Raw genomic sequence first — 21,793 nt, forward strand, 5'->3', positions numbered from 1 at the left:
TGAATCTTAATCCGTCAACAGGCTGAAAATTTCGTCTCTCTCACACCAAAACATCTTTGGCGTTGTAAGGTTAAGCCTCACGGTTCATTAGTACCGGTTAGCTCAACGCATCGCTGCGCTTACACACCCGGCCTATCAACGTCGTCGTCTTCAACGTTCCTTCAGGACTCTTAAAGAGTCAGGGAGAACTCATCTCGGGGCAAGTTTCGTGCTTAGATGCTTTCAGCACTTATCTCTTCCGCATGTAGCTACCGGGCAGTGCCATTGGCATGACAACCCGAACACCAGTGATGCGTCCACTCCGGTCCTCTCGTACTAGGAGCAGCCCCCCTCAATTCTCCAGCGCCCACGGCAGATAGGGACCGAACTGTCTCACGACGTTCTAAACCCAGCTCGCGTACCACTTTAAATGGCGAACAGCCATACCCTTGGGACCTACTTCAGCCCCAGGATGTGATGAGCCGACATCGAGGTGCCAAACACCGCCGTCGATATGAACTCTTGGGCGGTATCAGCCTGTTATCCCCGGAGTACCTTTTATCCGTTGAGCGATGGCCCTTCCATTCAGAACCACCGGATCACTATGACCTGCTTTCGCACCTGCTCGCGCCGTCACGCTCGCAGTCAAGCTGGCTTATGCCATTGCACTAACCTCCTGATGTCCGACCAGGATTAGCCAACCTTCGTGCTCCTCCGTTACACTTTAGGAGGAGACCGCCCCAGTCAAACTACCCACCAGACACTGTCCCCACGCCAGATTATGGCGCCAGGTTAGAACATCAAACATTAAAGGGTGGTATTTCAAGGTTGGCTCCATGCAGACTGGCGTCCACACTTCAAAGCCTCCCACCTATCCTACACATCAAGGCTCAATGTTCAGTGTCAAGCTATAGTAAAGGTTCACGGGGTCTTTCCGTCTTGCCGCGGGTACACCGCATCTTCACGGCGAGTTCAATTTCACTGAGTCCCGGGTGGAGACAGCCTGGCCATCATTACGCCATTCGTGCAGGTCGGAACTTACCCGACAAGGAATTTCGCTACCTTAGGACCGTTATAGTTACGGCCGCCGTTTACCGGGGCTTCGATCAGGAGCTTCGCTTGCGCTGACCCCATCAATTAACCTTCCGGCACCGGGCAGGCGTCACACCGTATACGTCCACTTTCGTGTTTGCACAGTGCTGTGTTTTTAATAAACAGTTGCAGCCAGCTGGTATCTTCGACTGACTTCAGCTCCATCCGCGGGGGACTTCACCTACATGTCAGCGTGCCTTCTCCCGAAGTTACGGCACCATTTTGCCTAGTTCCTTCACCCGAGTTCTCTCAAGCGCCTTGGTATTCTCTACCTGACCACCTGTGTCGGTTTGGGGTACGATTTCGTGTTACCTGGAGCTTAGAGGCTTTTCCTGGAAGCAGGGCATCTGTCACTTCAGCACCGTAGTGCCTCGTCATCACGCCTCAGTGTTAATGAGCAACCGGATTTGCCTGGTCACTCCACCTTCACGCTTAAACCGGGACAACCGTCGCCCGGATGACACAGCCTTCTCCGTCCCCCCTTCGCAGTAACACCAAGTACAGGAATATTAACCTGTTTCCCATCGACTACGCCTTTCGGCCTCGCCTTAGGGGTCGACTCACCCTGCCCCGATTAACGTTGGACAGGAACCCTTGGTCTTCCGGCGTGCGGGTTTTTCACCCGCATTATCGTTACTTATGTCAGCATTCGCACTTCTGATACCTCCAGCATGCCTCACAGCACACCTTCACCGGCTTACAGAACACTCCCCTACCCAACAACACTCAGTGTCGCTGCCGCAGCTTCGGTGCATGGTTTAGCCCCGTTACATCTTCCGCGCAGGCCGACTCGACCAGTGAGCTATTACGCTTTCTTTAAATGATGGCTGCTTCTAAGCCAACATCCTGGCTGTCTGGGCCTTCCCACATCGTTTCCCACTTAACCATGACTTTGGGACCTTAGCTGGCGGTCTGGGTTGTTTCCCTCTTCACGACGGACGTTAGCACCCGCCGTGTGTCTCCCGTGATAACATTCTCCGGTATTCGTAGTTTGCATCGGGTTGGTAAGCCGGGATGGCCCCCTAGCCGAAACAGTGCTCTACCCCCGGAGATGAATTCACGAGGCGCTACCTAAATAGCTTTCGGGGAGAACCAGCTATCTCCCGGTTTGATTGGCCTTTCACCCCCAGCCACAGGTCATCCGCTAATTTTTCAACATTAGTCGGTTCGGTCCTCCAGTTAGTGTTACCCAACCTTCAACCTGCCCATGGCTAGATCACCGGGTTTCGGGTCTATACCCTGCAACTGGACGCCCGGTTAAGACTCGGTTTCCCTGCGGCTCCCCTATACGGTTAACCTTGCTACAGAATATAAGTCGCTGACCCATTATACAAAAGGTACGCAGTCACCCCATTAAGAGGCTCCCACTGCTTGTACGTACACGGTTTCAGGTTCTTTTTCACTCCCCTCGCCGGGGTTCTTTTCGCCTTTCCCTCACGGTACTGGTTCACTATCGGTCAGTCAGGAGTATTTAGCCTTGGAGGATGGTCCCCCCATATTCAGACAGGATACCACGTGTCCCGCCCTACTCATCGAGCTCACAACAGGTGCGCTTTCGTGTACGGGGCTTTCACCCTGTATCGCCGGCCATTCCGGACCGTTCCACTAACACACCTGCTGATTCAGACTCTGGGCTCTTCCCCGTTCGCTCGCCGCTACTTGGGGAATCTCGGTTGATTTCTTTTCCTCGGGGTACTTAGATGTTTCAGTTCTCCCGGTTCGCCTCATTAACCTATGGATTCAGTTAATGATAGTGTGACGAGTCACACTGGGTTTCCCCATTCGGACATCGCCGGTTATAACGGTTCATATCACCTCACCGGCGCTTTTCGCAGATTAGCACGTCCTTCATCGCCTCTGACTGCCAGGGCATCCACCGTGTACGCTTAGTCGCTTAACCTCACAACCCGAAGATGTCTTCGTGCTGTAAGTTTTGAGAGACTCACGAACAACTTGCGTTGTTCTGTGTTTCAATTTTCAGCTTGTTCCGGATTTTTAAAGAGCATAATACTTCACAGCATACTGATTCAGTACACTCTGAACTATTTTAACGGACAGGGATGGTGGAGCTATGCGGGATCGAACCGCAGACCTCCTGCGTGCAAAGCAGGCGCTCTCCCAGCTGAGCTATAGCCCCATCGAGTCATACAACGTTCTGTTACCCGTAATTTTCACTGAGACAAGGCGCAGAATGACGAAGCATACTTTTCAGTATGTGAGTCATTTTGCAACACCGTATCAGGGAAAATTTGGTAGGCCTGAGTGGACTTGAACCACCGACCTCACCCTTATCAGGGGTGCGCTCTAACCACCTGAGCTACAAGCCTGCAGAAGTTTTACTGCCCGTTTTTCTTTTCATCAGACAATCTGTGTGAGCACTGCAAAAGACCGTATCTCTAAGGTAAGGAGGTGATCCAACCGCAGGTTCCCCTACGGTTACCTTGTTACGACTTCACCCCAGTCATGAATCACAAAGTGGTAAGCGCCCTCCCGAAGGTTAAGCTACCTACTTCTTTTGCAACCCACTCCCATGGTGTGACGGGCGGTGTGTACAAGGCCCGGGAACGTATTCACCGCGGCATTCTGATCCGCGATTACTAGCGATTCCGACTTCATGGAGTCGAGTTGCAGACTCCAATCCGGACTACGACGCACTTTATGAGGTCCGCTTACTCTCGCAAGTTCGCTTCTCTTTGTATGCGCCATTGTAGCACGTGTGTAGCCCTGGTCGTAAGGGCCATGATGACTTGACGTCATCCCCACCTTCCTCCAGTTTATCACTGGCAGTCTCCTTTGAGTTCCCGGCCTAACCGCTGGCAACAAAGGATAAGGGTTGCGCTCGTTGCGGGACTTAACCCAACATTTCACAACACGAGCTGACGACAGCCATGCAGCACCTGTCTCAGAGCTCCCGAAGGCACTCCCGCATCTCTGCAGGATTCTCTGGATGTCAAGACCAGGTAAGGTTCTTCGCGTTGCATCGAATTAAACCACATGCTCCACCGCTTGTGCGGGCCCCCGTCAATTCATTTGAGTTTTAACCTTGCGGCCGTACTCCCCAGGCGGTCGACTTAACGCGTTAGCTCCGGAAGCCACGCCTCAAGGGCACAGCCTCCAAGTCGACATCGTTTACGGCGTGGACTACCAGGGTATCTAATCCTGTTTGCTCCCCACGCTTTCGCACCTGAGCGTCAGTCTTCGTCCAGGAGGCCGCCTTCGCCACCGGTATTCCTCCAGATCTCTACGCATTTCACCGCTACACCTGGAATTCTACCTCCCTCTACGAGACTCCAGCCTGCCAGTTTCGAATGCAGTTCCCAGGTTGAGCCCGGGGATTTCACATCCGACTTGACAGACCGCCTGCGTGCGCTTTACGCCCAGTAATTCCGATTAACGCTTGCACCCTCCGTATTACCGCGGCTGCTGGCACGGAGTTAGCCGGTGCTTCTTCTGTCAGTAACGTCAATTGATGAGCGTATTAAGCTCACCACCTTCCTCCTGACTGAAAGTACTTTACAACCCGAAGGCCTTCTTCATACACGCGGCATGGCTGCATCAGGCTTGCGCCCATTGTGCAATATTCCCCACTGCTGCCTCCCGTAGGAGTCTGGACCGTGTCTCAGTTCCAGTGTGGCTGGTCATCCTCTCAGACCAGCTAGGGATCGTCGCCTTGGTGAGCCGTTACCTCACCAACAAGCTAATCCCATCTGGGCACATCTGATGGCAAGAGGCCCGAAGGTCCCCCTCTTTGGTCTTGCGACGTTATGCGGTATTAGCCACCGTTTCCAGTAGTTATCCCCCTCCATCAGGCAGTTTCCCAGACATTACTCACCCGTCCGCCGCTCGCCGGCAAAGAAGCAAGCTTCTTCCCGCTGCCGCTCGACTTGCATGTGTTAGGCCTGCCGCCAGCGTTCAATCTGAGCCATGATCAAACTCTTCAATTTAAAGTTTGATGCTCAAAGAATTAAACTGTTTATTCGTAATGAATTAACTGTTAGTCACTCTTTAAGACTTGATAATTTTTAGCGTCTTGCGACGTTAAGATATCAGTGCTTATGAGTGCCCACACAGATTGTCTGATAAATTGTTAAAGAGCAGTGCCACCGTATTTCCGGGTGGCGCGGGCTGCGTATATTACGCTTTCCCGCTACAGAGTCAAGCATTTATTTTTACTTAACTTTGCCTGACAGGCCGGTTTGTTTGCCGTTGTGCCGTGTCAGTGGTGGCGCATTATAGGGACTAATCTCTCGCTGGCAAGTGTTTAATACAAAAAAATTATCGTTCGATTATTTTCCAGGCAAATCACATCTTAAACTGTGATTTTTGGATATTTATTATACAAAAACAGGCCGCACAGGGCCTGTTTTTGTTATTTTTGTGATTTACTGCACTGCGACAATCGAACCATCTTTAACTTTCAGCTCAATTGTTTTTCCCGGAATTAACTCGCCCGACAAAATTTGCTGGGCCAGTGGGTTCTCAACCTGTTGCTGAATGGCTCGTTTCAACGGCCGCGCACCATAAACCGGGTCGTAGCCATTTTCACCAAGCATTACCAAAGCTTCATCTGTGATATGAAGTTCATAACCACGTTCTTCCAGGCGTTTATACAACCGCTGCAACTGAATATTCGCAATAGAAGCAATATGGCGCTCTGAAAGTGGGTGGAAAACAACTACCTCATCAATACGGTTGATAAACTCAGGCCTGAAGCTATGAGTCACTACGCCCATTACCAACTCTTTCATATTGCCATAATCAAGTTCCCCAAACCGTTCCTGGATTAAATCAGAGCCCAGGTTTGAAGTCATGATGACTACAGTATTCCTGAAATCGACCGTTCTCCCCTGGCCGTCAGTAAGGCGCCCATCGTCTAATACCTGTAGTAAGATATTGAATACATCAGGATGTGCCTTTTCAACTTCATCCAGCAAAATGACCGAATATGGGCGGCGACGCACGGCTTCCGTCAAATAGCCCCCTTCCTCATAACCGACATATCCTGGAGGTGCCCCGACTAAACGGGAAACCGAGTGCTTTTCCATAAACTCCGACATGTCGATACGAACCATGGCGTCATCGCTGTCAAACATAAAATTCGCCAGGGATTTACACAATTCCGTTTTCCCAACCCCCGTAGGACCGAGGAACAAGAAAGAACCAATTGGACGATTAGGATCAGAAAGCCCCGCACGGCTACGGCGAATAGCATTCGAAACAGCCTGAACCGCCTCATCCTGGCCAATCACACGCTGATGCAATTGATCTTCCATACGTAATAACTTATCCCGTTCGCTTTCCAACATGCGGGACACAGGGATCCCCGTCCAGCGAGCCAGCACCTCAGCAATTTCTGCATCTGTCACTTTATTACGCAACAAGCGCATCGTTTTACCTTCAGACTGCGTAGCTGCCGCCAGCTGTTTCTCCAACTCGGGAATTTTGCCGTACTGCAGTTCAGACATTCTTGCCAGGTCTCCAGCACGACGCGCCTGGTCGATGGCAATTTTAGCCTGTTCTAATTCCGCCTTAATAGTTTGAGTACCGGATAACGACGCTTTTTCAGCTTTCCATTCTTCTTCCAGCTCAGCGTAGTCACGCTCTTTCTGAGATAACTCATCATTAAGCATTTCCAGACGCTTTTTACTGGCATCATCGGATTCTTTCAGTAGCGCCTGTTGTTCCAGTTTCAGTTGAATGATTCTGCGGTCAAGACGATCCAACTCTTCAGGTTTTGAGTCAATCTGCATTCGAATGCTGGAAGCAGCTTCATCTATCAGGTCAATCGCTTTATCCGGTAATTGCCGGTCTGCAATATAGCGATGTGACAGCGTTGCCGCAGCAACAATAGCCGGGTCAGTTATTTGCACATGGTGATGCAATTCATACCGCTCTTTTAAACCACGCAAAATAGCGATGGTGTCTTCAACACTGGGTTGTGCGACAAATACTTTCTGGAAACGACGCTCCAGCGCAGCGTCTTTTTCAATGTACTGACGATATTCATCCAGTGTGGTAGCCCCAACGCAATGCAACTCACCACGAGCAAGTGCCGGTTTCAGCATATTGCCCGCGTCCATTGCGCCATCGGCCTTACCAGCCCCTACCATAGTGTGTAATTCATCAATAAACAGAATGACGTTGCCTTCCTGTTTGGACAGATCATTCAGTACTGCTTTCAGTCGTTCTTCAAACTCGCCGCGGTATTTAGCGCCAGCCACCAGCGCCCCCATATCCAGAGCCAGAACACGGCGGCCTTTCAAGCCTTCAGGCACCTCGCCGTTGATAATACGTTGGGCAAGCCCTTCCACAATGGCGGTTTTACCCACACCAGGCTCACCAATCAGTACTGGATTATTTTTAGTACGGCGCTGCAATACCTGAATGGTTCGGCGAATTTCTTCATCACGGCCAATAACCGGATCAAGTTTGCCTTGTTCCGCCCGCTCAGTCAGGTCAAGCGTATATTTTTTTAATGCTTGCCGTTGGTCCTCGGCACCCTGATCATTCACGTTTTCCCCTCCGCGAATTTGCTCAATCGCTTGTGTTATATTGGCGATTGTTGCTCCAGCAGATTTCAGAATATCTGCCAGTGAACCGCGCGATTCAAGCGCAGCCAGAACGAACAGTTCAGACGAAATAAAGTTATCGCCACGTTTTTGCGCCAGTTTGTCGCACATGTTCAATACTCGCACCAGATCCTGCGAAGGTTGAACATCGCCCCCGGTACCTTCAACCTGAGGTAGCCGGGATAACGCATTTTCCATGGCGCTTTTAAGCTGAGTAGTATTAACGCCAGCAGAAGTCAGTAAAGGACGTACAGAGCCCCCCTCCTGATTGAATAAAGCACTCATCAGGTGAAGCGGTTCGATAAATTGGTTGTCGTGCCCGAGAGCAAGAGACTGGGCATCAGCGAGAGCAAGCTGGAATTTGTTAGTAAGACGATCCAGACGCATAATTCCTCCCATAACAGGTCAAATTTGCTACTGGAGATTAAATGAGGTCATCCCTCAATTTATTCAAGGTTAATGACCATAATTATGTTTGGGAAAAAATACACGTACCGGATCGCCTTGATTTAATAGGTTATATCAGCCAGATAAAACTTGCCATACGCCCGGTTGTTCTGTCACGGCGATAAGAGAAGAACGTACTGGACTCACTGAATGTGCAATGGTCACCGCCATACACCTGGTTAATACCCAGCTTTGCCAGGCGCTGGCGAGCCAGTTGGTAAATATTGGCGAAATATTTCTCACCCACAGGCCTGAATGCCTGCTGTGCTTCCGGGGCCTTTTCCATAAATGCGGCCCGCACTTCCGGGCCAACTTCAAAGGCCTCAGGACCAATCGCCGGGCCTAACCATGCGAGTAAATTAGCTGGTTCATCTTCAAAACAAGCAACGGTTGCTTCAATAACACCTTCACACAGCCCACGCCAGCCAGCATGTACAGCAGCCACTTCCGTACCTACATTGTTACATAATAAAACCGGCAAACAGTCTGCCGTCATAACAGCACACACTTTCCCTTTTTGCCGGGTATATACCGCATCTGCACGCTTATTCTCCCAGGGAGAATCCAGATTAAGTACATGCGTGCCATGAACTTGCTCAAGCCACTCTGGCTGAGCTGGCAAACCAGCTGCCGTATAAAAAATTTGCCTGTTTTGTTCAACATGGGCGGCATCATCACCACAGTGGGCGCCCAGATTCAGGCCCCCCCAGGGTGGCTGACTCACCCCGCCAATTCGGGTACTACTGCACGCCATTACACCTTCAGGTAATGGCCACTGCGGGGTGATCATTTTTGTCATAACCAGTCCACTTGATCTTTATAGGTTTCGAAATCGTCACGCATTACGGCAATAAGATCAATCATGTCTTGTGGAATAGGCGCATGCCATTCCATTTCTATACCGGAAATGGGGTGATATAAGCGCAGCATAGTGGCATGCAACGCCTGCCTGTCAAATTTACGCAGAGTGTCAATAAACGCTTCAGAGGCACCTTTTGGTGGACGAGGGCGGCCGCCATACAATGGGTCGCCCACCAGCGGGTGGCTGATATGTGCCATATGAACGCGAATCTGGTGCGTACGGCCAGTTTCCAGGCGCAGGCGCAGGCGGGTATGCACCCGGAACTGTTCCATAATCCGGTAGTGCGTCACAGCATGCTTGCCCATTGGGTGCACAGCCATATGAGTGCGCTTAGTAGGATGCCGGCTGATAGGTTCATTAACCAGACCACCGGCGGTCATATGCCCGATTGCCACTGCTTCATACTCACGGGTGATTTCTCTGCGCTGCAAAGACTCAACCAGGCGCGTTTGTGCCGGGACAGTTTTTGCCACCACCATCAACCCGGTGGTGTCTTTATCCAGGCGGTGCACAATCCCAGCCCGAGGAACATCCACAATCGGCGGGTAATAATGCAGTAATGCGTTTAGAATAGTGCCATCCGGGTTACCAGCACCCGGGTGAACCACTAAATCGCGCGGTTTATTAATAACGATGATGTCTTCATCTTCGTACACGATATCCAGCGGGATATCCTGCGGTTCGAAACGCACTTCTTCTTCAATTTCCGCATTGATGGAAACCTGTTCCCCACCAAGCACTTTTTCTTTAGGCTTATCGCAAAGCAGACCATTAATCTGAACGCGGCCCTGCAAAATCCACTCTTTTATTCGAGAACGGGAATAATCCGGGAACAATTCAGCCAAAGCCTGATCTAAGCGTTGACCGAGTTGAGTTTCGGATACCGTTGCAGTGAGTTGTACTAGTTGTGCCATATACAGCTTCTTTGTTTAACGTTGGGTTTTTACGGCTTTGCCGTTTAATATAGTGTGCTATTGTAGCTGGTCTTGACCGGAAGCTTCACGGAAAGTCTCCCGGAATAACATTTTGAGGAAAGCCAAAACGTCATGATGCGTATGAAATATCTGCTGGCAGCCGCCACACTGAGCCTTGCTCTGGCTGGTTGTTCCAGCTCCAAAGATGAGGTGCCTGATAATCCGCCTTCTGAAATTTACGCGACTGCTCAGCAAAAGCTGCAGGACGGTAACTGGAAAGCGGCGATAAAGCAACTTGAAGCGCTGGATAACCGTTATCCGTTTGGCCCATATTCGCAACAAGTTCAGTTGGATCTTATCTACGCCTATTATAAAAACGCAGACTTGCCGCTGGCACAGGCAGCCATTGACCGCTTCCTGCGCCTGAACCCCACGCATCCTAACATCGATTATGTGCTTTACATGCGTGGCCTGACCAACATGGCGCTCGACGACAGCGCACTGCAAGGTTTCTTCGGTGTGGATCGTTCAGACCGTGACCCACAGCATGCGCGTGATGCGTTCAACGATTTCTCAAAACTGGTACGTGGTTACCCGCACAGCGAGTATGCGAACGATGCAGAGAAACGGATGCTGTTCCTGAAAGACCGCCTGGCAAAATACGAGCTCTCCGTGGCGCAATATTACACCAGACGTGGCGCCTGGGTTGCAGTTGTTAACCGTGTGGAAGGTATGCTGAAAAACTACCAGGATACGCAGGCTACTCGTGATGCCCTGCCTCTGATGGAAAATGCCTACCGCAAAATGCAACTGGATGCGCAGGCAGAGAAAGTAGCCAAAATTATCGCATCAAACAGCCCGAACACCTGATTGGTGCCTCACACAAAAAAACGGTAGCCACAGGCTGCCGTTTTTTATGCCACTCACACACAAACTGTCACTTTTTCAGTTGTGTTATCCAGTCAACTATGGCGCTTTTTAGCGTATTCGACAAGGCCTAAATGGCCTCATCCTGTCCTGCCTCACAAAACACGTTAGATTGACAAAAAGTGACAAAATTACGTGATTTTACTCACGCATTTTGACATTAAGCGCGGTATGCTGAAATCACCAAGACGGAAAGACAAGAGGTAAATTTATGACAATGAACATTACCAGCAAACAAATGGAAATCACCCCAGCTATTCGCCAGCATGTCACCGAACGTCTCTCCAAACTGGACAAATGGCAAACGCATCTTATTAATCCGCATATTATTTTGTCCAAAGAACCTAAGGGTTTTGTTGCAGATGCAACCATCAACACACCGAATGGGCATCTGGTGGCCAGCGCAAAACATGAAGATATGTACGCCGCCATTAATGAACTGATAACGAAACTGGAGCGCCAACTGAATAAGCTACAACATAAAAGTGAAGCCCGCCGGGCCGATGCTTCAGTAAAAGATGTGATCAGTGCTGAAGAAGCGTGATACATCGCAGGTATATTTCCTAACGCGCCTTCGGGCGCGTTTTTTATTGACAGAATGAAAACTCTGCGGGTACTTTACTGGTATCACTTTCAGAGAAACGTACATGAAACAACGTCTGTTCTTCTTCGCATTCTTCTTTATCTTCCCCATTTCGGGGGGGCGATTCGTCATATAAGAAGCACGCGAAGACGAATAAGCAGGCCTCCCCAAACGGGGAGGCCTTTTTTATGGCTAACAAAAAGGTTGAGTTATGACTCCGGAAAATCCATTACTGGCCCTGCGGGACAAAATCAGCGCAGTTGATAAAAAGCTGCTGGATCTCCTGTCTGAGCGTAAAGCGCTGGCGGTGGAAGTAGGTAAAGCGAAACTGGCAACGCACCGGCCTGTGCGCGATATTGACAGAGAAAAAGATTTGCTTGAGCGCCTGATTATTCTGGGTAAACAAAAGCAACTCGACGCACACTATATTACCCGCCTGTTTCAATTAATTATTGAAGACTCCGTTCTTACCCAGCAAGCCCTTCTGCAACAAAACCTGAATAAAACAAACCCCCACACCGCACGTATCTCTTTCCTCGGTCCAAAAGGCTCCTGGTCTCATCTGGCTTCCCGCCAGTATGCCGCACGCCATTTTGAAGAATTTGTTGAGTGTGGGTGCAATAAGTTTCAGGATATTTTCAGCCAGGTCGAAACAGGTCAGGCAGACTACGCAGTTGTTCCACTGGAAAACACCAGCTCAGGCGCAATCAATGATGTTTATGATTTACTGCAACACACTAACCTGTCTATTGTGGGAGAACTGACACTGCCAATTGACCATTGTGTACTGGTATCCACAACAACGGACCTTGATACAATCAAAACCGTTTACAGCCATCCACAACCCTTTCAGCAATGCAGCCAATTCATTAACCGCTACCCGCACTGGAATATTGAATACTGTGAGAGCACTGCGGCGGCAATGGAAAAAGTGGCCCAGTCTTCAGACCCTTCTGTCGCAGCACTGGGAAGTGAACCTGGCGGCGCTTTATACGGGCTGCAAGTACTTGAACGCAATCTGGCGAACCAGAAACAAAATATTACCCGCTTTGTAGTACTGGCCCGCAAACCTGTAAACGTTTCTGACCAGGTTCCGGCCAAAACCACACTGCTTATGGCTACCGGGCAACAGGCAGGCGCGCTGGTTGAAGCACTGTTGGTGCTGCGCAACCACAACCTGATCATGACCAGGCTGGAATCCCGTCCGATTCATGGTAACCCGTGGGAAGAAATGTTTTACCTGGATATTCAGGCCAACCTGCAATCTAGCGCCATGCAACATGCGCTGGCTGAACTGGAGAGCATCACCCGTTACCTGAAGGTACTGGGCTGCTACCCCAGCGAAAATGTGATTCCAGTTGAACCAGCATAACAGTCGTTCACCAGTGGAACTGTACGCTACTAGCCCGCAAAACGGGTCGCAGCTATACCCTCCACATCAACAGACAGAGTGAAGATAGCGCCAGATAAGGGGTACTGAGCCTGCCCCTCGTCACTCATATTTTCCCGGGTGGTGGTAATAAACAACGTGCGCATATCCTCACCGCCAAAACAGACCATAGTAGGCATAGGTACTGGCAGTCGCACTTCCAGTAACTGTTCCCCTTGTGATGAAAATCGGGCAATACGGCTGCCGCCATGAAATGCACTCCAGTAACACCCTTCGGCATCCACTGCAGCGCCATCTGGCAGTCCCTCTTCTGGTGTGAAATTGCGAAACACCCGGCGCACACCTTGTTCGCCCTGCTCATCTATTCTGCTCTGGTAAATCACACGGTTGGGGGAATCTGAGTTATACATGTATTCACCCGATGGACTGAACGCCAGCCCATTAGCTCCCTGCAGATCACACTGAATAACCTGGGGCTGCAAAGTGCTGCCAACACGCACCAGTAACGCACCATTGAAATCACCTGGAGCCCAAAAGGTTCCGGCATAAAAGTTGCCCTGGCGGTCTGTTCCCCCGTCGTTGAAGCGTGCGAGCTGAGGGTTATTAGGGTTATCACACACTTTATGCAGCAAAATGCCATTTGCGTTACACAGCCAAATACCGCTACGCATTGCCACAATGAACCCACCAGACTGACGTAAAGCAAAACACCCAACCTCTTCCGGAAAGCGAATAACACGATGCTGGCGTGAGGCTAACTGGAAACTATGAATTTCTTGTTCCAGAATATCGCTCCAGTACAGTGTACCTTCCTGTTCATCCCACACCGGGCTTTCCGGCAAGTGCCCGATATAATCCAGTAACAGCTCTGGCGTCCCCATGATTTTCCCCCAAAATAAAAAACCAGCAGATTTACCCTGCTGGTTTTCAAGTATAAAACCTGTTTTGCTTATTGGCGGCTATCGTTAGCCTGACGTAATAAATTTCGGCTTTCTTCCTGAAAATGTTTCGCGTAATCACCAAACCAGTGTTCAACTCTGCGGAAACTGTCGATAAAGGCCTGTTTGTTGCCATGCTCTATCAGGCTCAACGCCTCACCAAAGCGCTGATAATAACGCTTGATGAGTGCCAGGTTATTTCCAGAAGACATAATAATATCGGCATATAACTGCGGGTCCTGGGCAAACAAGCGCCCGACCATTGCCAGCTCAAGCCGGTATATAGGCGAAGACAGCGCCAGCAGTTGATCAAGCTGAACATTCTCTTCAGCCAGATGCAGGCCATAAGCAAACGTGGCGAAATGACGCAACGCCTGAATAAAAGCCATATTCTGATCATGCTCAACCGCGCTAATACGGTGTATGCGCGCGCCCCAAACCTGGATTTGTTCAAGAAACCATTGATACGCTTCCGGTTGGCGCCCATCACACCACACAACAACTTGTTTAGCGAGGCTGCCAGTATCCGGACCAAACATAGGATGCAGCCCCAAAACAGGCCCGGAGTGAGCAGCCAGCATCGCCTGTAACGGAGAATTCTTCACCGAAGCAAGGTCAACCAGAATACAATCCTGTGGCAGAGGCGGAAGCTGGTTAATCACCTGCTCAGTCAAATGGATGGGTACGCTGACAATAACCATTCCGGCATCATGCAACAGCGTTTCGGCCTGCGACCAGTCTCCTTGTTCCAGAATTCTCACCTGGTAACCGGACAACACCAGCAGTTTTTCAAATAACCGCCCCATTTGCCCTGCGCCACCGATAATCACCACAGGGCGCAACCCCGGCATCAGTGTTTTAAAGCCTTTATCATTCTCACTGGAATAAGACTCGCGCATCACCCGACGTAACACATCCTCGATAAGATCCGGTGGTACACCAAGCATTTCAGCTTCATGGCGACGCGAAGCCAGCATTGACGCCTCTCGCTCTGGAACATAAATCGGTAACCCATAACGGCTCTTTACTTCTCCGACTTCAGCGACCAGTTCAAGGCGACGTGCCAGTAATCCGAGTAACGCTTTATCCACCTCATCAATTTGATCGCGCAGTGCAGTCAGTTCAGCAACCATTCATTCTTCCTCTTAAGCCTGGCGCGCAGCAATATGCTCACGAAGATCTTCATGGATATCACACAACAGCGCCTCGGTCGCTTCCCAACTGATACAGGCATCAGTTACAGAAACCCCGTATTTCATTTCGTTGCGGGGTTGTTCTGATGACTGGTTGCCTTCGAATAAGTTACTTTCAATCATCAGGCCAATAATAGAACGGTTGCCATCCTTTATCTGAGCAACAGCCGATTCCGCAACCCCGGTTTGACGACGGAAATCTTTGTTTGAGTTGCCATGGCTGCAATCTATCATCAGAGATGGACGGAGTCCCGCCTTCTGCATCTCTTTTTCACATTGAGCAACATCTTCAGGGCCGTAGTTGGGTGCTTTTCCGCCCCGCAAAATAACATGCCCATCCGGGTTACCCTGGGTCTGCAACAGGCAAACCTGGCCTGCCTGGTTAATCCCCATAAACCGGTGCTGCATAGATGCGGCACGCATTGCATTGATTGCGGTAGCCAGGCTGCCATCTGTCCCATTTTTAAAGCCAACAGGCATAGACAGCCCGGAAGCCATTTCACGGTGGGTCTGCGACTCAGTTGTACGGGCACCAATAGCAGACCAACTGAACAGATCACCCAGGTATTGCGGGCTGTTTGGATCCAGTGCTTCTGTTGCCAGTGGCAAGCCCATACCAACCAGTTCCACCAGCAAGTGACGGGCAATTTTCAGACCAGCTTCCACGTCAAATGAACCATCCATATGCGGATCATTGATTAAGCCTTTCCAGCCAACAGTAGTACGCGGTTTTTCAAAATAGACACGCATCACCAGATACAAGCTATCGCCGACTTGTTCTGAGAGTGTTTTAAAACGACGGGCATATTCAATTGCTGCTTCGGGATCATGAATAGAGCAAGGGCCACACACCACTAACAAGCGCGGATCGCGCCCGGCAATAATATCTGCAATGGTCTTGCGAGACTCAGACACTTGAGCTTCCTGTTGTGCAGTAAGCGGAAACTGCGCTTTGAGTTGTTCAGGTGTAATCAAGATTTGTTCATCAGCGATGTTGATATTATTCAGCGTGTCTTTTTGCATGGTGGAAGTCCTGTTAAAACGAAGTTTGCGATATTTTCCCCGAGAGGCGCATTAACCTTACCACAGCAGGTAAAGATTTCAATCCAAAATACGTAAACTTTAGTTTACAACATCAATTTAATTGCCATTAAAGCGGAAAAATCACCATAAAAATGTAAACTTATAATTACACCATGAAAGACACTTCACTAAGATACTTATCTCACGTCACTCAGCATGACGCGTATTTACTACAGAAAAACAGCTTCCTTGTCTGGCAAACCAGGGAAAAACCATATGGAGAATCAACACGCTATTTCCGGACTGACGAAATGATAACAAAATGTTATTATCATCAGATTATTCGCATATTGTAAGCACGAGCCAGAAAACTCACATGCCCCGACTCGTCTCAATGCTATTCCTGATTTTTGCATGTTCTATTTCTGCAAAGGCCAGCGCCTCTGACGCAGGGTCTCAGCCATACCTGTCCGGCACCGCTCAAAATGTAAAAAGAATAGTTTATGGCATTGTCAGCTATACCCGGTGGCCTGCTTTGACCACCAGGCCCCGTATGTGCTTTTCGCACAGCACACCATACCTGGACGCACTGACATCGCCGAATAACGCGGAAAGTATGCCTTATCAGCCAGTCATATTAACTGAGATTAACAGTACAACCGCAGCGCAGTGTGATGGCATCTATTTCGGTCAGGAATCAGCACAAACACAACAGACCGTTATTCAGCAACTCCCAGCTGGGGCGCGTCTGTTCATTTCAGAAAATAATCCACAATGTGTAACAGGCAGCGCTTTTTGCCTTGCCATAACATCTGATTCGGTAAAATTTTCCGTCAATCTGGATTCGTTGACACGCAGCGGTGTGCACGTTTCGCCTGATGTTTTGTTGCTCGCAAGAAAAACGGAGAAGTGATGGTAAAGGACACCCGGTTTTGCTCACGACCAACATTCAAAAATACGTTACGACGCATCAGCCTGATTAGCGTCATTGTGGCGATGATTGCATCATGGATCCTTATTTCTCTGACATCTATGGTGGCTCTCAAGCAGTATGCACAGACAAATTTAGCGTTATTGAGTAGCACCATCAGCCACAGCCTTGAAGCCGCCACGGTATTTCATGATTCGCAGGCTGCGCTGAACACACTGCAAACACTGGGGGAACAAGGGCAATTCTCTGCCGCCATTGTTTATGATACTCAGCAGCAGGAAATGACGCGCTGGAACAGCCCCAAAATTCGCCATCAGACCATGATAGAAAGTCTGGTCAGTAAGTGGGTTTACCCGGAACCTGTCTATAAAACAATTGAACACAATGGCCAGGTGGTAGGTACACTTGTGCTGACTGGCACCGATGGCATCGTCACACATTTTGTCTGGCTCTCGCTGGCTGTTTTGGGCGGCTGTTTGTTCCTGGCTGCATTGTTGTCGCTGCTTATCAGTAACTATCTGCATCGCGACCTGAATAAAGCCCTGCATGCAATGACAAGCGTGGTGCACGACGTGCGTGAAAACCGTGATTTCTCGCGACGAGCCACGCCAACCCACATTGATGAGTTCTACCATTTTGCCAAAGACTTTAACAGCCTGCTTGATGACATGGAGACCTGGCAAATCCAGCTCCAGCAACGCAATGCCTCTTTACTGAAGAGTACGCTGCATGACCCGCTGACCGGGCTGGGTAACCGTAATGCATTTCGCCAGGCGCTGGATAAACTGTACAGCGCACCAGAGGCCAGAACCGGTGCCGTGTTGCTGTATATGGACGGTAATCATTTCAAGACCATTAACGACACATGGGGGCACAACGCAGGAGACCTGGTACTGATTGAGACAGCCCACAGACTGGCGACATTCGCTGGCGAAACCTGCCCGGCCTTTCGGTTAGGTGGGGACGAATTTGCTATCTTGTTGGCCGGCATACAGCATGAGGCTGATATCACGCAGAAAATCAGTGAAATAACGCAACGCCTGTCTTCTTCTATTGCAATCTCACCAGAAAAAAGTGTGGTGATGTCATTAAGCATTGGCTATGCATGGGCACACACTTGCAGTACCCCTGAAGAACTCATTGATAGTGCAGACACCAGCATGTACCAGGTGAAGCGCTCAACACGCAGATAAGCAGCATAAGACACAGCAATCGGGAATGATAATTATGAGAAACGTTTTCGCTCCAGTACTGTTAACAGCGACTGTATTACTGACTGCCTGCCAGACGAATACTGGCGCGTTCACCCATCAGCAGGTTGCGGCCATGCAGTCTTATGGTTTTAAACAGACAAATTCAGGCTGGTCCCTGGGGATGTCGGATAAAATTCTGTTCGACACCGATCAATTTCGCCTGAAACCCGCCAGCAAACAAAAAATACAGGGCATGGCCCATCACCTGGCGCAGGTGGGCATTACTCACGCGCATTTTAATGGTTACACCGATAATTACGGTGACAGGCAGTACAACCTCGCATTGTCACTGAAACGTGCAAATGCTGTTGCTGATGCGTGGGCAGATGGAACAGGCGTTTCCAGAGACAACCTCACTGCTGAAGGCCTGGGAGACAAATACCCGGTAGCCAGTAACGCAACACGCGAAGGGCGAGCGGAAAACCGCCATGTAGCTGTGGTGATTACCACACCTTAACGGCCTTTGGTTTGATTAAACATTCGTAAATGGGTGAATCGTTTCAAATTCTGGCTGTCTAAACACCATATTCCAAGTACAACTGGCTGATTAACGGTTTGTTTTCTCTTTGCTCACCACACCGTTTCATGTCACTGGAGAATGCATGTTTTCAGGCTTTAAGAAATCCTTCCTTCACCCAAGAAACTGGTTAACCTGGCTGGGTCTGGGTATTTTATGGGCCATGGTTCAGCTTCCGTATCCCGTTATAGCCTGCATTGGTCGTGGGCTGGGTAAAGCATCTCGCCCATTTCTGAAACGCCGTGAGAAAATAGCAAGGCGTAATATTGAATTGTGCTTTCCTGAAATGAGCACCGCCGAAAAAGAAAAGCTTGTTGACGACAACTTTATTTCCCTCGGCATGGGGTTGCTTGAAACAGGCATGGCGTGGTTTTGGCGCGATTCGCGAGTGCGAAAGTGGTTCGATGTTGAAGGTTGCACACACCTTGATCAGGCAATGAGCACCAAAAAGGGCGTAATAGCAATCGGTGTTCACTTCATGTCACTTGAGTTGGGCGGCAGAGTGATGGGTTTGTGCCAGCCAATGATGGCGACATACAGGCCTCATAACAGCCCATTAATGGAGTGGGTTCAAACAAAGGGCCGCCTGCGGTCAAATAAAGCAATGATAGACCGGAGAAACCTGAAAGGTCTGGTCAACGCACTGAAAAGCGGGGAAGCGGTATGGTTTGCTCCAGACCAGGATTATGGGCCGAGAGGCAGTGTCTTCGCCCCTTTTTTCTCAGTACCGGATGCCGCTACCACCAATGGTACCTATGCCGTTTCGCAACTTTCCCGTTCACAGATGCTGACTATCACCATGGTTCGTAAACCCGGCAATGCCGGTTACCGTTTGCATATCAGTAAAGCCTTTGAAGACTACCCGGACAGCAAGATACAGGCAGCCAGGTACATCAACAAAGTTATAGAGAAAGAGATCCTGCGTGCACCCGGGCAGTATTTATGGGTACACCGGCGTTTTAAAACTCGCCCGGAAGGTGCCGCTCAGCTCTATTCATAACCTGCGGAGCAACGGCAGGATTATGCCAAATCCGGCTATTGAAAGCCATTTGACAACACAATGCTTTCCTGAGAGCACTGGCAATAAACATGGCAAAGAAAAAGGGGGTGGCATAATGCCAACCCCTTGTTTTCTATTAACTTTAAGATGACGCTTGCGCGTGTACTTAGTTAAGACGCTCTTTAATACGAGCCGCTTTACCAGTACGCTCACGCAGGTAGTACAGTTTAGCTTTACGAACGGCACCACGGCGTTTGACGTTGATAGAATCAACAACCGGTGAGTGAGTCTGGAATACACGCTCAACACCTTCGCCGTTGGAAATTTTACGAACAGTGAATGCAGAGTGCAGACCGCGGTTACGAATAGCGATAACCACGCCCTCGAATGCCTGCAGACGTTTTTTAGAACCTTCAACAACCCATACTTTCACTTCCACGGTATCGCCCGGACGGAAGGAAGGTACGTCCTGCTTCATCTGCTCTTGTTCAATTTGCTTGATAATGTTGCTCATAATTTAATCTCTTATCCTGGGTAAACTGATGTTTCGGGTGGCAGCCTATGCTTCGCCATTCCCATCATGTTTATGTTGCTGCTTATGTTCCCGCTGGAACTCCGCCAGCAACTTTGCTTGCTCTTCAGTCAGAGCCAGGTTTTCCAGAAGTTCAGGTCTTCTAAGCCAGGTGCGGCCCAGCGACTGTTTCAAACGCCAGCGGCGAATCTCAGCATGATTACCCGACAGTAACACTGGCGGTACTTCCATGCCTTCCAGAACCTCAGGCCGGGTATAATGTGGACAATCCAGCAACCCATCCACAAATGAATCTTCATTTGCTGACGCCTCATGACCCAGTACACCGGGAACAAACCGGGCAACAGAATCAATTAACGTCATGGCGGGTAACTCACCACCACTGAGCACGTAATCCCCGATAGACCATTCTTCGTCAATCTCGGTTTGTATAACGCGCTCATCAATACCTTCGTACCGGCCACAAACCAGAATCAGCTTCTCATTTGTTGCCAGTTCACTGACGCCAGCTTGATCAAGCTTGCGCCCCTGAGGTGACAAATAGATCACCTTAGCGCCTTCACCTGCCGCGGTTTTGGCTGCATTGATGGCATCCCGCAAAGGTTGAACCATCATCAGCATCCCAGGCCCGCCACCATAAGGACGATCGTCCACAGTACGGTGCCTGTCATGCGTGAAGTCACGGGGACTCCAGCTTTCGATGCTGAGCAGGCCATTTTTTACAGCCCGACCAGTTACCCCGAAATCGGTAATCGCGCGAAACATCTCGGGAAACAGGCTAATTATGCCAATCCACATAGCGCTGTTATTACCGTATTATCCGGTGGTTAAAAACCAGGATCCCAATCTACTTCAATAGTTTGAGTAGTGAGATCGACTTTCTTGATAACCTGCCCGTCCAGGAACGGAACCAACCGCTCCTTGACACCAAATGCATCTTTCAGGTTTGCCTTAATGACGAGAACGTCATTCGACCCGGTTTCCATCATATCAATGACTTTACCCAGGTTATAACCATCAGTTGTGACTACCTGGCAACCCATCAGGTCTTTCCAGTAGTAATCACCATCTTCAAGTTGCGGCAACTGCGACGAATCCACAACAATTTCGCAATTAGTCAGTAAATTCGCGGCATCACGGTCATCAACACCTTTCAGTTTAATGACAACATCCTGATTGTGGTAGCGCCAGCTTTCCAGCTCAACAACTTGCCACTGACCCGCCTTCTGGATAAACCAGGGCTGATAGTCAAAAATGCTTTCGGTCTCTTCAGTGGAAGAAAACATTCTGAGCCAACCACGAATACCGTAGGGAGACCCCATTTTCCCCAGAACTATGGGTTCAACGGGCGTTGATACGGTTTGTTGCTTGCTCATCATGACCACCGCGACAGATTAAGCTGCTTGTTTTACTGATTTGATCAGCGCAGCAACGCGATCAGATACAGTTGCGCCCTGGCCAACCCAGTGAGCGATACGATCCAGATCCAGGCGTGAGCCTTCTTCTTTTTCGCTGGCCAGCGGGTTGAAGAAACCAACGCGCTCAATGAAGCGACCGTTGCGCGCATTACGGCTGTCAGCAACGACAACCTGGTAGAACGGACGCTTTTTAGCGCCGTGACGTGCTAAACGAATAGTTACCAT

General features: G+C 49.8%; 18 protein-coding genes, 2 tRNA genes, 2 rRNA genes and 1 other annotated feature. Of the genes, 8 read left to right on the top strand and 14 right to left on the bottom strand.

The window, feature by feature from the left end; all coding sequences use genetic code 11:
* Window positions 1-66: 66 nt before the first annotated feature.
* From MPHASIOC01_RS14415 to rluD, 7 genes are all read right to left on the bottom strand, one after another.
* Window positions 67-2,971, bottom strand: a 23S ribosomal RNA gene (locus tag MPHASIOC01_RS14415).
* Window positions 2,972-3,132: 161 nt separating this feature from the next.
* Window positions 3,133-3,208 (bottom strand) — tRNA-Ala (locus MPHASIOC01_RS14420).
* A gap of 113 nt (window positions 3,209-3,321) precedes the next feature.
* Window positions 3,322-3,398 (bottom strand) — tRNA-Ile (locus MPHASIOC01_RS14425).
* 75 nt (window positions 3,399-3,473) lie between these two features.
* Window positions 3,474-5,015, bottom strand: a 16S ribosomal RNA gene (locus MPHASIOC01_RS14430).
* The 16S and 23S rRNA genes sit together here with 2 tRNA genes alongside, the layout of an rRNA operon.
* 438 nt (window positions 5,016-5,453) lie before the next feature.
* Entirely contained in the window at window positions 5,454-8,027 is a 2,574-nt protein-coding gene (gene clpB, locus MPHASIOC01_RS14435) for an ATP-dependent chaperone ClpB (RefSeq protein WP_064600747.1), read from the bottom strand.
* Window positions 8,028-8,157: 130 nt separating this feature from the next.
* Window positions 8,158-8,886 carry a purine nucleoside phosphorylase YfiH gene (yfiH, locus tag MPHASIOC01_RS14440; RefSeq protein ID WP_064600749.1) on the bottom strand — a complete coding sequence of 243 codons (729 nt, stop codon included), beginning with the start codon at window positions 8,884-8,886 and terminating at the stop codon, window positions 8,158-8,160.
* Window positions 8,883-9,863 (bottom strand): 23S rRNA pseudouridine(1911/1915/1917) synthase RluD, encoded by a 981-nt coding sequence (gene rluD, locus MPHASIOC01_RS14445; protein ID WP_064600751.1) that lies wholly within the window; start codon window positions 9,861-9,863, stop codon window positions 8,883-8,885. Before rluD ends, yfiH begins: the two co-directional genes overlap by 4 nt.
* A 132-nt stretch (window positions 9,864-9,995) precedes the next feature.
* Between rluD and bamD the strand changes: the two genes are divergently transcribed.
* The 4 genes from bamD to pheA all read left to right on the top strand — a co-directional run bounded on the left by bamD (window position 9,996) and on the right by pheA (window position 12,745).
* A complete protein-coding gene (gene bamD, locus MPHASIOC01_RS14450; protein WP_064600753.1) occupies window positions 9,996-10,733 on the top strand; it encodes an outer membrane protein assembly factor BamD in 738 nt (245 codons plus the stop codon).
* 268 nt (window positions 10,734-11,001) lie between these two features.
* Entirely contained in the window at window positions 11,002-11,334 is a 333-nt protein-coding gene (gene raiA / locus MPHASIOC01_RS14455; protein ID WP_064600754.1) for a ribosome-associated translation inhibitor RaiA, read from the top strand.
* A gap of 102 nt (window positions 11,335-11,436) precedes the next feature.
* Window positions 11,437-11,563 (top strand) — a sequence feature (Phe leader region).
* Complete coding sequence (pheL, locus tag MPHASIOC01_RS14460) at window positions 11,438-11,509, top strand: pheA operon leader peptide PheL (protein WP_197499305.1); 72 nt, start codon at window positions 11,438-11,440, stop codon at window positions 11,507-11,509. Its footprint overlaps the feature before it by 72 nt.
* Before the next feature lie 21 nt (window positions 11,564-11,584).
* Entirely contained in the window at window positions 11,585-12,745 is a 1,161-nt protein-coding gene (gene pheA, locus MPHASIOC01_RS14465) for a bifunctional chorismate mutase/prephenate dehydratase (RefSeq protein WP_064600755.1), read from the top strand.
* 29 nt (window positions 12,746-12,774) lie between these two features.
* Here the strand turns inward: pheA and MPHASIOC01_RS14470 are convergent, their stop codons facing one another.
* From MPHASIOC01_RS14470 to aroF, 3 genes are all read right to left on the bottom strand, one after another.
* Complete coding sequence (locus MPHASIOC01_RS14470; protein ID WP_064600756.1) at window positions 12,775-13,644, bottom strand: SMP-30/gluconolactonase/LRE family protein; 870 nt, start codon at window positions 13,642-13,644, stop codon at window positions 12,775-12,777.
* A 68-nt stretch (window positions 13,645-13,712) separates the two neighbouring features.
* Window positions 13,713-14,834, bottom strand: a complete 1,122-nt coding sequence (gene tyrA, locus MPHASIOC01_RS14475; protein WP_353612800.1) for a bifunctional chorismate mutase/prephenate dehydrogenase — start codon at window positions 14,832-14,834, stop codon at window positions 13,713-13,715.
* 12 nt (window positions 14,835-14,846) lie between these two features.
* Window positions 14,847-15,917, bottom strand: a complete 1,071-nt coding sequence (gene aroF, locus MPHASIOC01_RS14480) for a 3-deoxy-7-phosphoheptulonate synthase AroF (RefSeq protein ID WP_064600760.1) — start codon at window positions 15,915-15,917, stop codon at window positions 14,847-14,849.
* Window positions 15,918-16,239: 322 nt separating this feature from the next.
* Here aroF and MPHASIOC01_RS14485 point away from each other — a divergent pair, with 322 nt between their 5' ends.
* From MPHASIOC01_RS14485 to lpxP, 4 genes are all read left to right on the top strand, one after another.
* On the top strand, window positions 16,240-16,830 hold the full coding sequence (locus MPHASIOC01_RS14485; protein WP_353612801.1) for a YfiR family protein: 591 nt from the start codon (window positions 16,240-16,242) through the stop codon (window positions 16,828-16,830).
* Window positions 16,830-18,041 carry a diguanylate cyclase DgcN gene (dgcN, locus tag MPHASIOC01_RS14490; RefSeq protein WP_064600762.1) on the top strand — a complete coding sequence of 404 codons (1,212 nt, stop codon included), beginning with the start codon at window positions 16,830-16,832 and terminating at the stop codon, window positions 18,039-18,041. Before MPHASIOC01_RS14485 ends, dgcN begins: the two co-directional genes overlap by 1 nt.
* Before the next feature lie 34 nt (window positions 18,042-18,075).
* Window positions 18,076-18,558, top strand: a complete 483-nt coding sequence (locus MPHASIOC01_RS14495) for an OmpA family protein (RefSeq protein ID WP_405027735.1) — start codon at window positions 18,076-18,078, stop codon at window positions 18,556-18,558.
* A gap of 145 nt (window positions 18,559-18,703) precedes the next feature.
* Window positions 18,704-19,618, top strand: a complete 915-nt coding sequence (gene lpxP / locus MPHASIOC01_RS14500) for a kdo(2)-lipid IV(A) palmitoleoyltransferase (protein WP_064600764.1) — start codon at window positions 18,704-18,706, stop codon at window positions 19,616-19,618.
* Between the two features lie 166 nt (window positions 19,619-19,784).
* Here lpxP and rplS read toward each other — a convergent pair whose 3' ends face one another.
* The 4 genes from rplS to rpsP are packed head-to-tail and all read right to left on the bottom strand — an operon-like array spanning window position 19,785 to window position 21,793.
* A complete protein-coding gene (gene rplS, locus MPHASIOC01_RS14505; RefSeq protein ID WP_064600766.1) occupies window positions 19,785-20,132 on the bottom strand; it encodes a 50S ribosomal protein L19 in 348 nt (115 codons plus the stop codon).
* A gap of 45 nt (window positions 20,133-20,177) precedes the next feature.
* Window positions 20,178-20,948 (bottom strand): tRNA (guanosine(37)-N1)-methyltransferase TrmD, encoded by a 771-nt coding sequence (trmD, locus tag MPHASIOC01_RS14510; RefSeq protein WP_064600768.1) that lies wholly within the window; start codon window positions 20,946-20,948, stop codon window positions 20,178-20,180.
* A gap of 29 nt (window positions 20,949-20,977) precedes the next feature.
* Window positions 20,978-21,526, bottom strand: a complete 549-nt coding sequence (rimM, locus tag MPHASIOC01_RS14515) for a ribosome maturation factor RimM (RefSeq protein WP_064600769.1) — start codon at window positions 21,524-21,526, stop codon at window positions 20,978-20,980.
* 18 nt (window positions 21,527-21,544) lie between these two features.
* On the bottom strand, window positions 21,545-21,793 hold the full coding sequence (rpsP, locus tag MPHASIOC01_RS14520; RefSeq protein WP_036104040.1) for a 30S ribosomal protein S16: 249 nt from the start codon (window positions 21,791-21,793) through the stop codon (window positions 21,545-21,547).

It is taken from the genome of Mangrovibacter phragmitis (assembly GCF_040429585.1).
Taxonomy (GTDB): domain Bacteria; phylum Pseudomonadota; class Gammaproteobacteria; order Enterobacterales; family Enterobacteriaceae; genus Mangrovibacter; species Mangrovibacter phragmitis.

What these genes read in the sequence shown, in the direction of transcription:
- clpB (WP_064600747.1), bottom strand. Translation starts at nt 8,027, where the DNA reads ATGCGTCTGGATCGTCTTACTAACAAATTCCAGCTTGCTCTCGCTGAT.
- yfiH (WP_064600749.1), bottom strand. Translation starts at nt 8,886, where the DNA reads ATGACAAAAATGATCACCCCGCAGTGGCCATTACCTGAAGGTGTAATG.
- rluD (WP_064600751.1), bottom strand. Translation starts at nt 9,863, where the DNA reads ATGGCACAACTAGTACAACTCACTGCAACGGTATCCGAAACTCAACTC.
- bamD (WP_064600753.1), top strand. Translation starts at nt 9,996, where the DNA reads ATGATGCGTATGAAATATCTGCTGGCAGCCGCCACACTGAGCCTTGCT.
- raiA (WP_064600754.1), top strand. Translation starts at nt 11,002, where the DNA reads ATGACAATGAACATTACCAGCAAACAAATGGAAATCACCCCAGCTATT.
- pheA (WP_064600755.1), top strand. Translation starts at nt 11,585, where the DNA reads ATGACTCCGGAAAATCCATTACTGGCCCTGCGGGACAAAATCAGCGCA.
- MPHASIOC01_RS14470 (WP_064600756.1), bottom strand. Translation starts at nt 13,644, where the DNA reads ATGGGGACGCCAGAGCTGTTACTGGATTATATCGGGCACTTGCCGGAA.
- tyrA (WP_353612800.1), bottom strand. Translation starts at nt 14,834, where the DNA reads ATGGTTGCTGAACTGACTGCACTGCGCGATCAAATTGATGAGGTGGAT.
- aroF (WP_064600760.1), bottom strand. Translation starts at nt 15,917, where the DNA reads ATGCAAAAAGACACGCTGAATAATATCAACATCGCTGATGAACAAATC.
- MPHASIOC01_RS14485 (WP_353612801.1), top strand. Translation starts at nt 16,240, where the DNA reads ATGTTATTATCATCAGATTATTCGCATATTGTAAGCACGAGCCAGAAA.
- dgcN (WP_064600762.1), top strand. Translation starts at nt 16,830, where the DNA reads ATGGTAAAGGACACCCGGTTTTGCTCACGACCAACATTCAAAAATACG.
- MPHASIOC01_RS14495 (WP_405027735.1), top strand. Translation starts at nt 18,076, where the DNA reads ATGAGAAACGTTTTCGCTCCAGTACTGTTAACAGCGACTGTATTACTG.
- lpxP (WP_064600764.1), top strand. Translation starts at nt 18,704, where the DNA reads ATGTTTTCAGGCTTTAAGAAATCCTTCCTTCACCCAAGAAACTGGTTA.
- rplS (WP_064600766.1), bottom strand. Translation starts at nt 20,132, where the DNA reads ATGAGCAACATTATCAAGCAAATTGAACAAGAGCAGATGAAGCAGGAC.
- trmD (WP_064600768.1), bottom strand. Translation starts at nt 20,948, where the DNA reads ATGTGGATTGGCATAATTAGCCTGTTTCCCGAGATGTTTCGCGCGATT.
- rimM (WP_064600769.1), bottom strand. Translation starts at nt 21,526, where the DNA reads ATGAGCAAGCAACAAACCGTATCAACGCCCGTTGAACCCATAGTTCTG.
- rpsP (WP_036104040.1), bottom strand. Translation starts at nt 21,793, where the DNA reads ATGGTAACTATTCGTTTAGCACGTCACGGCGCTAAAAAGCGTCCGTTC.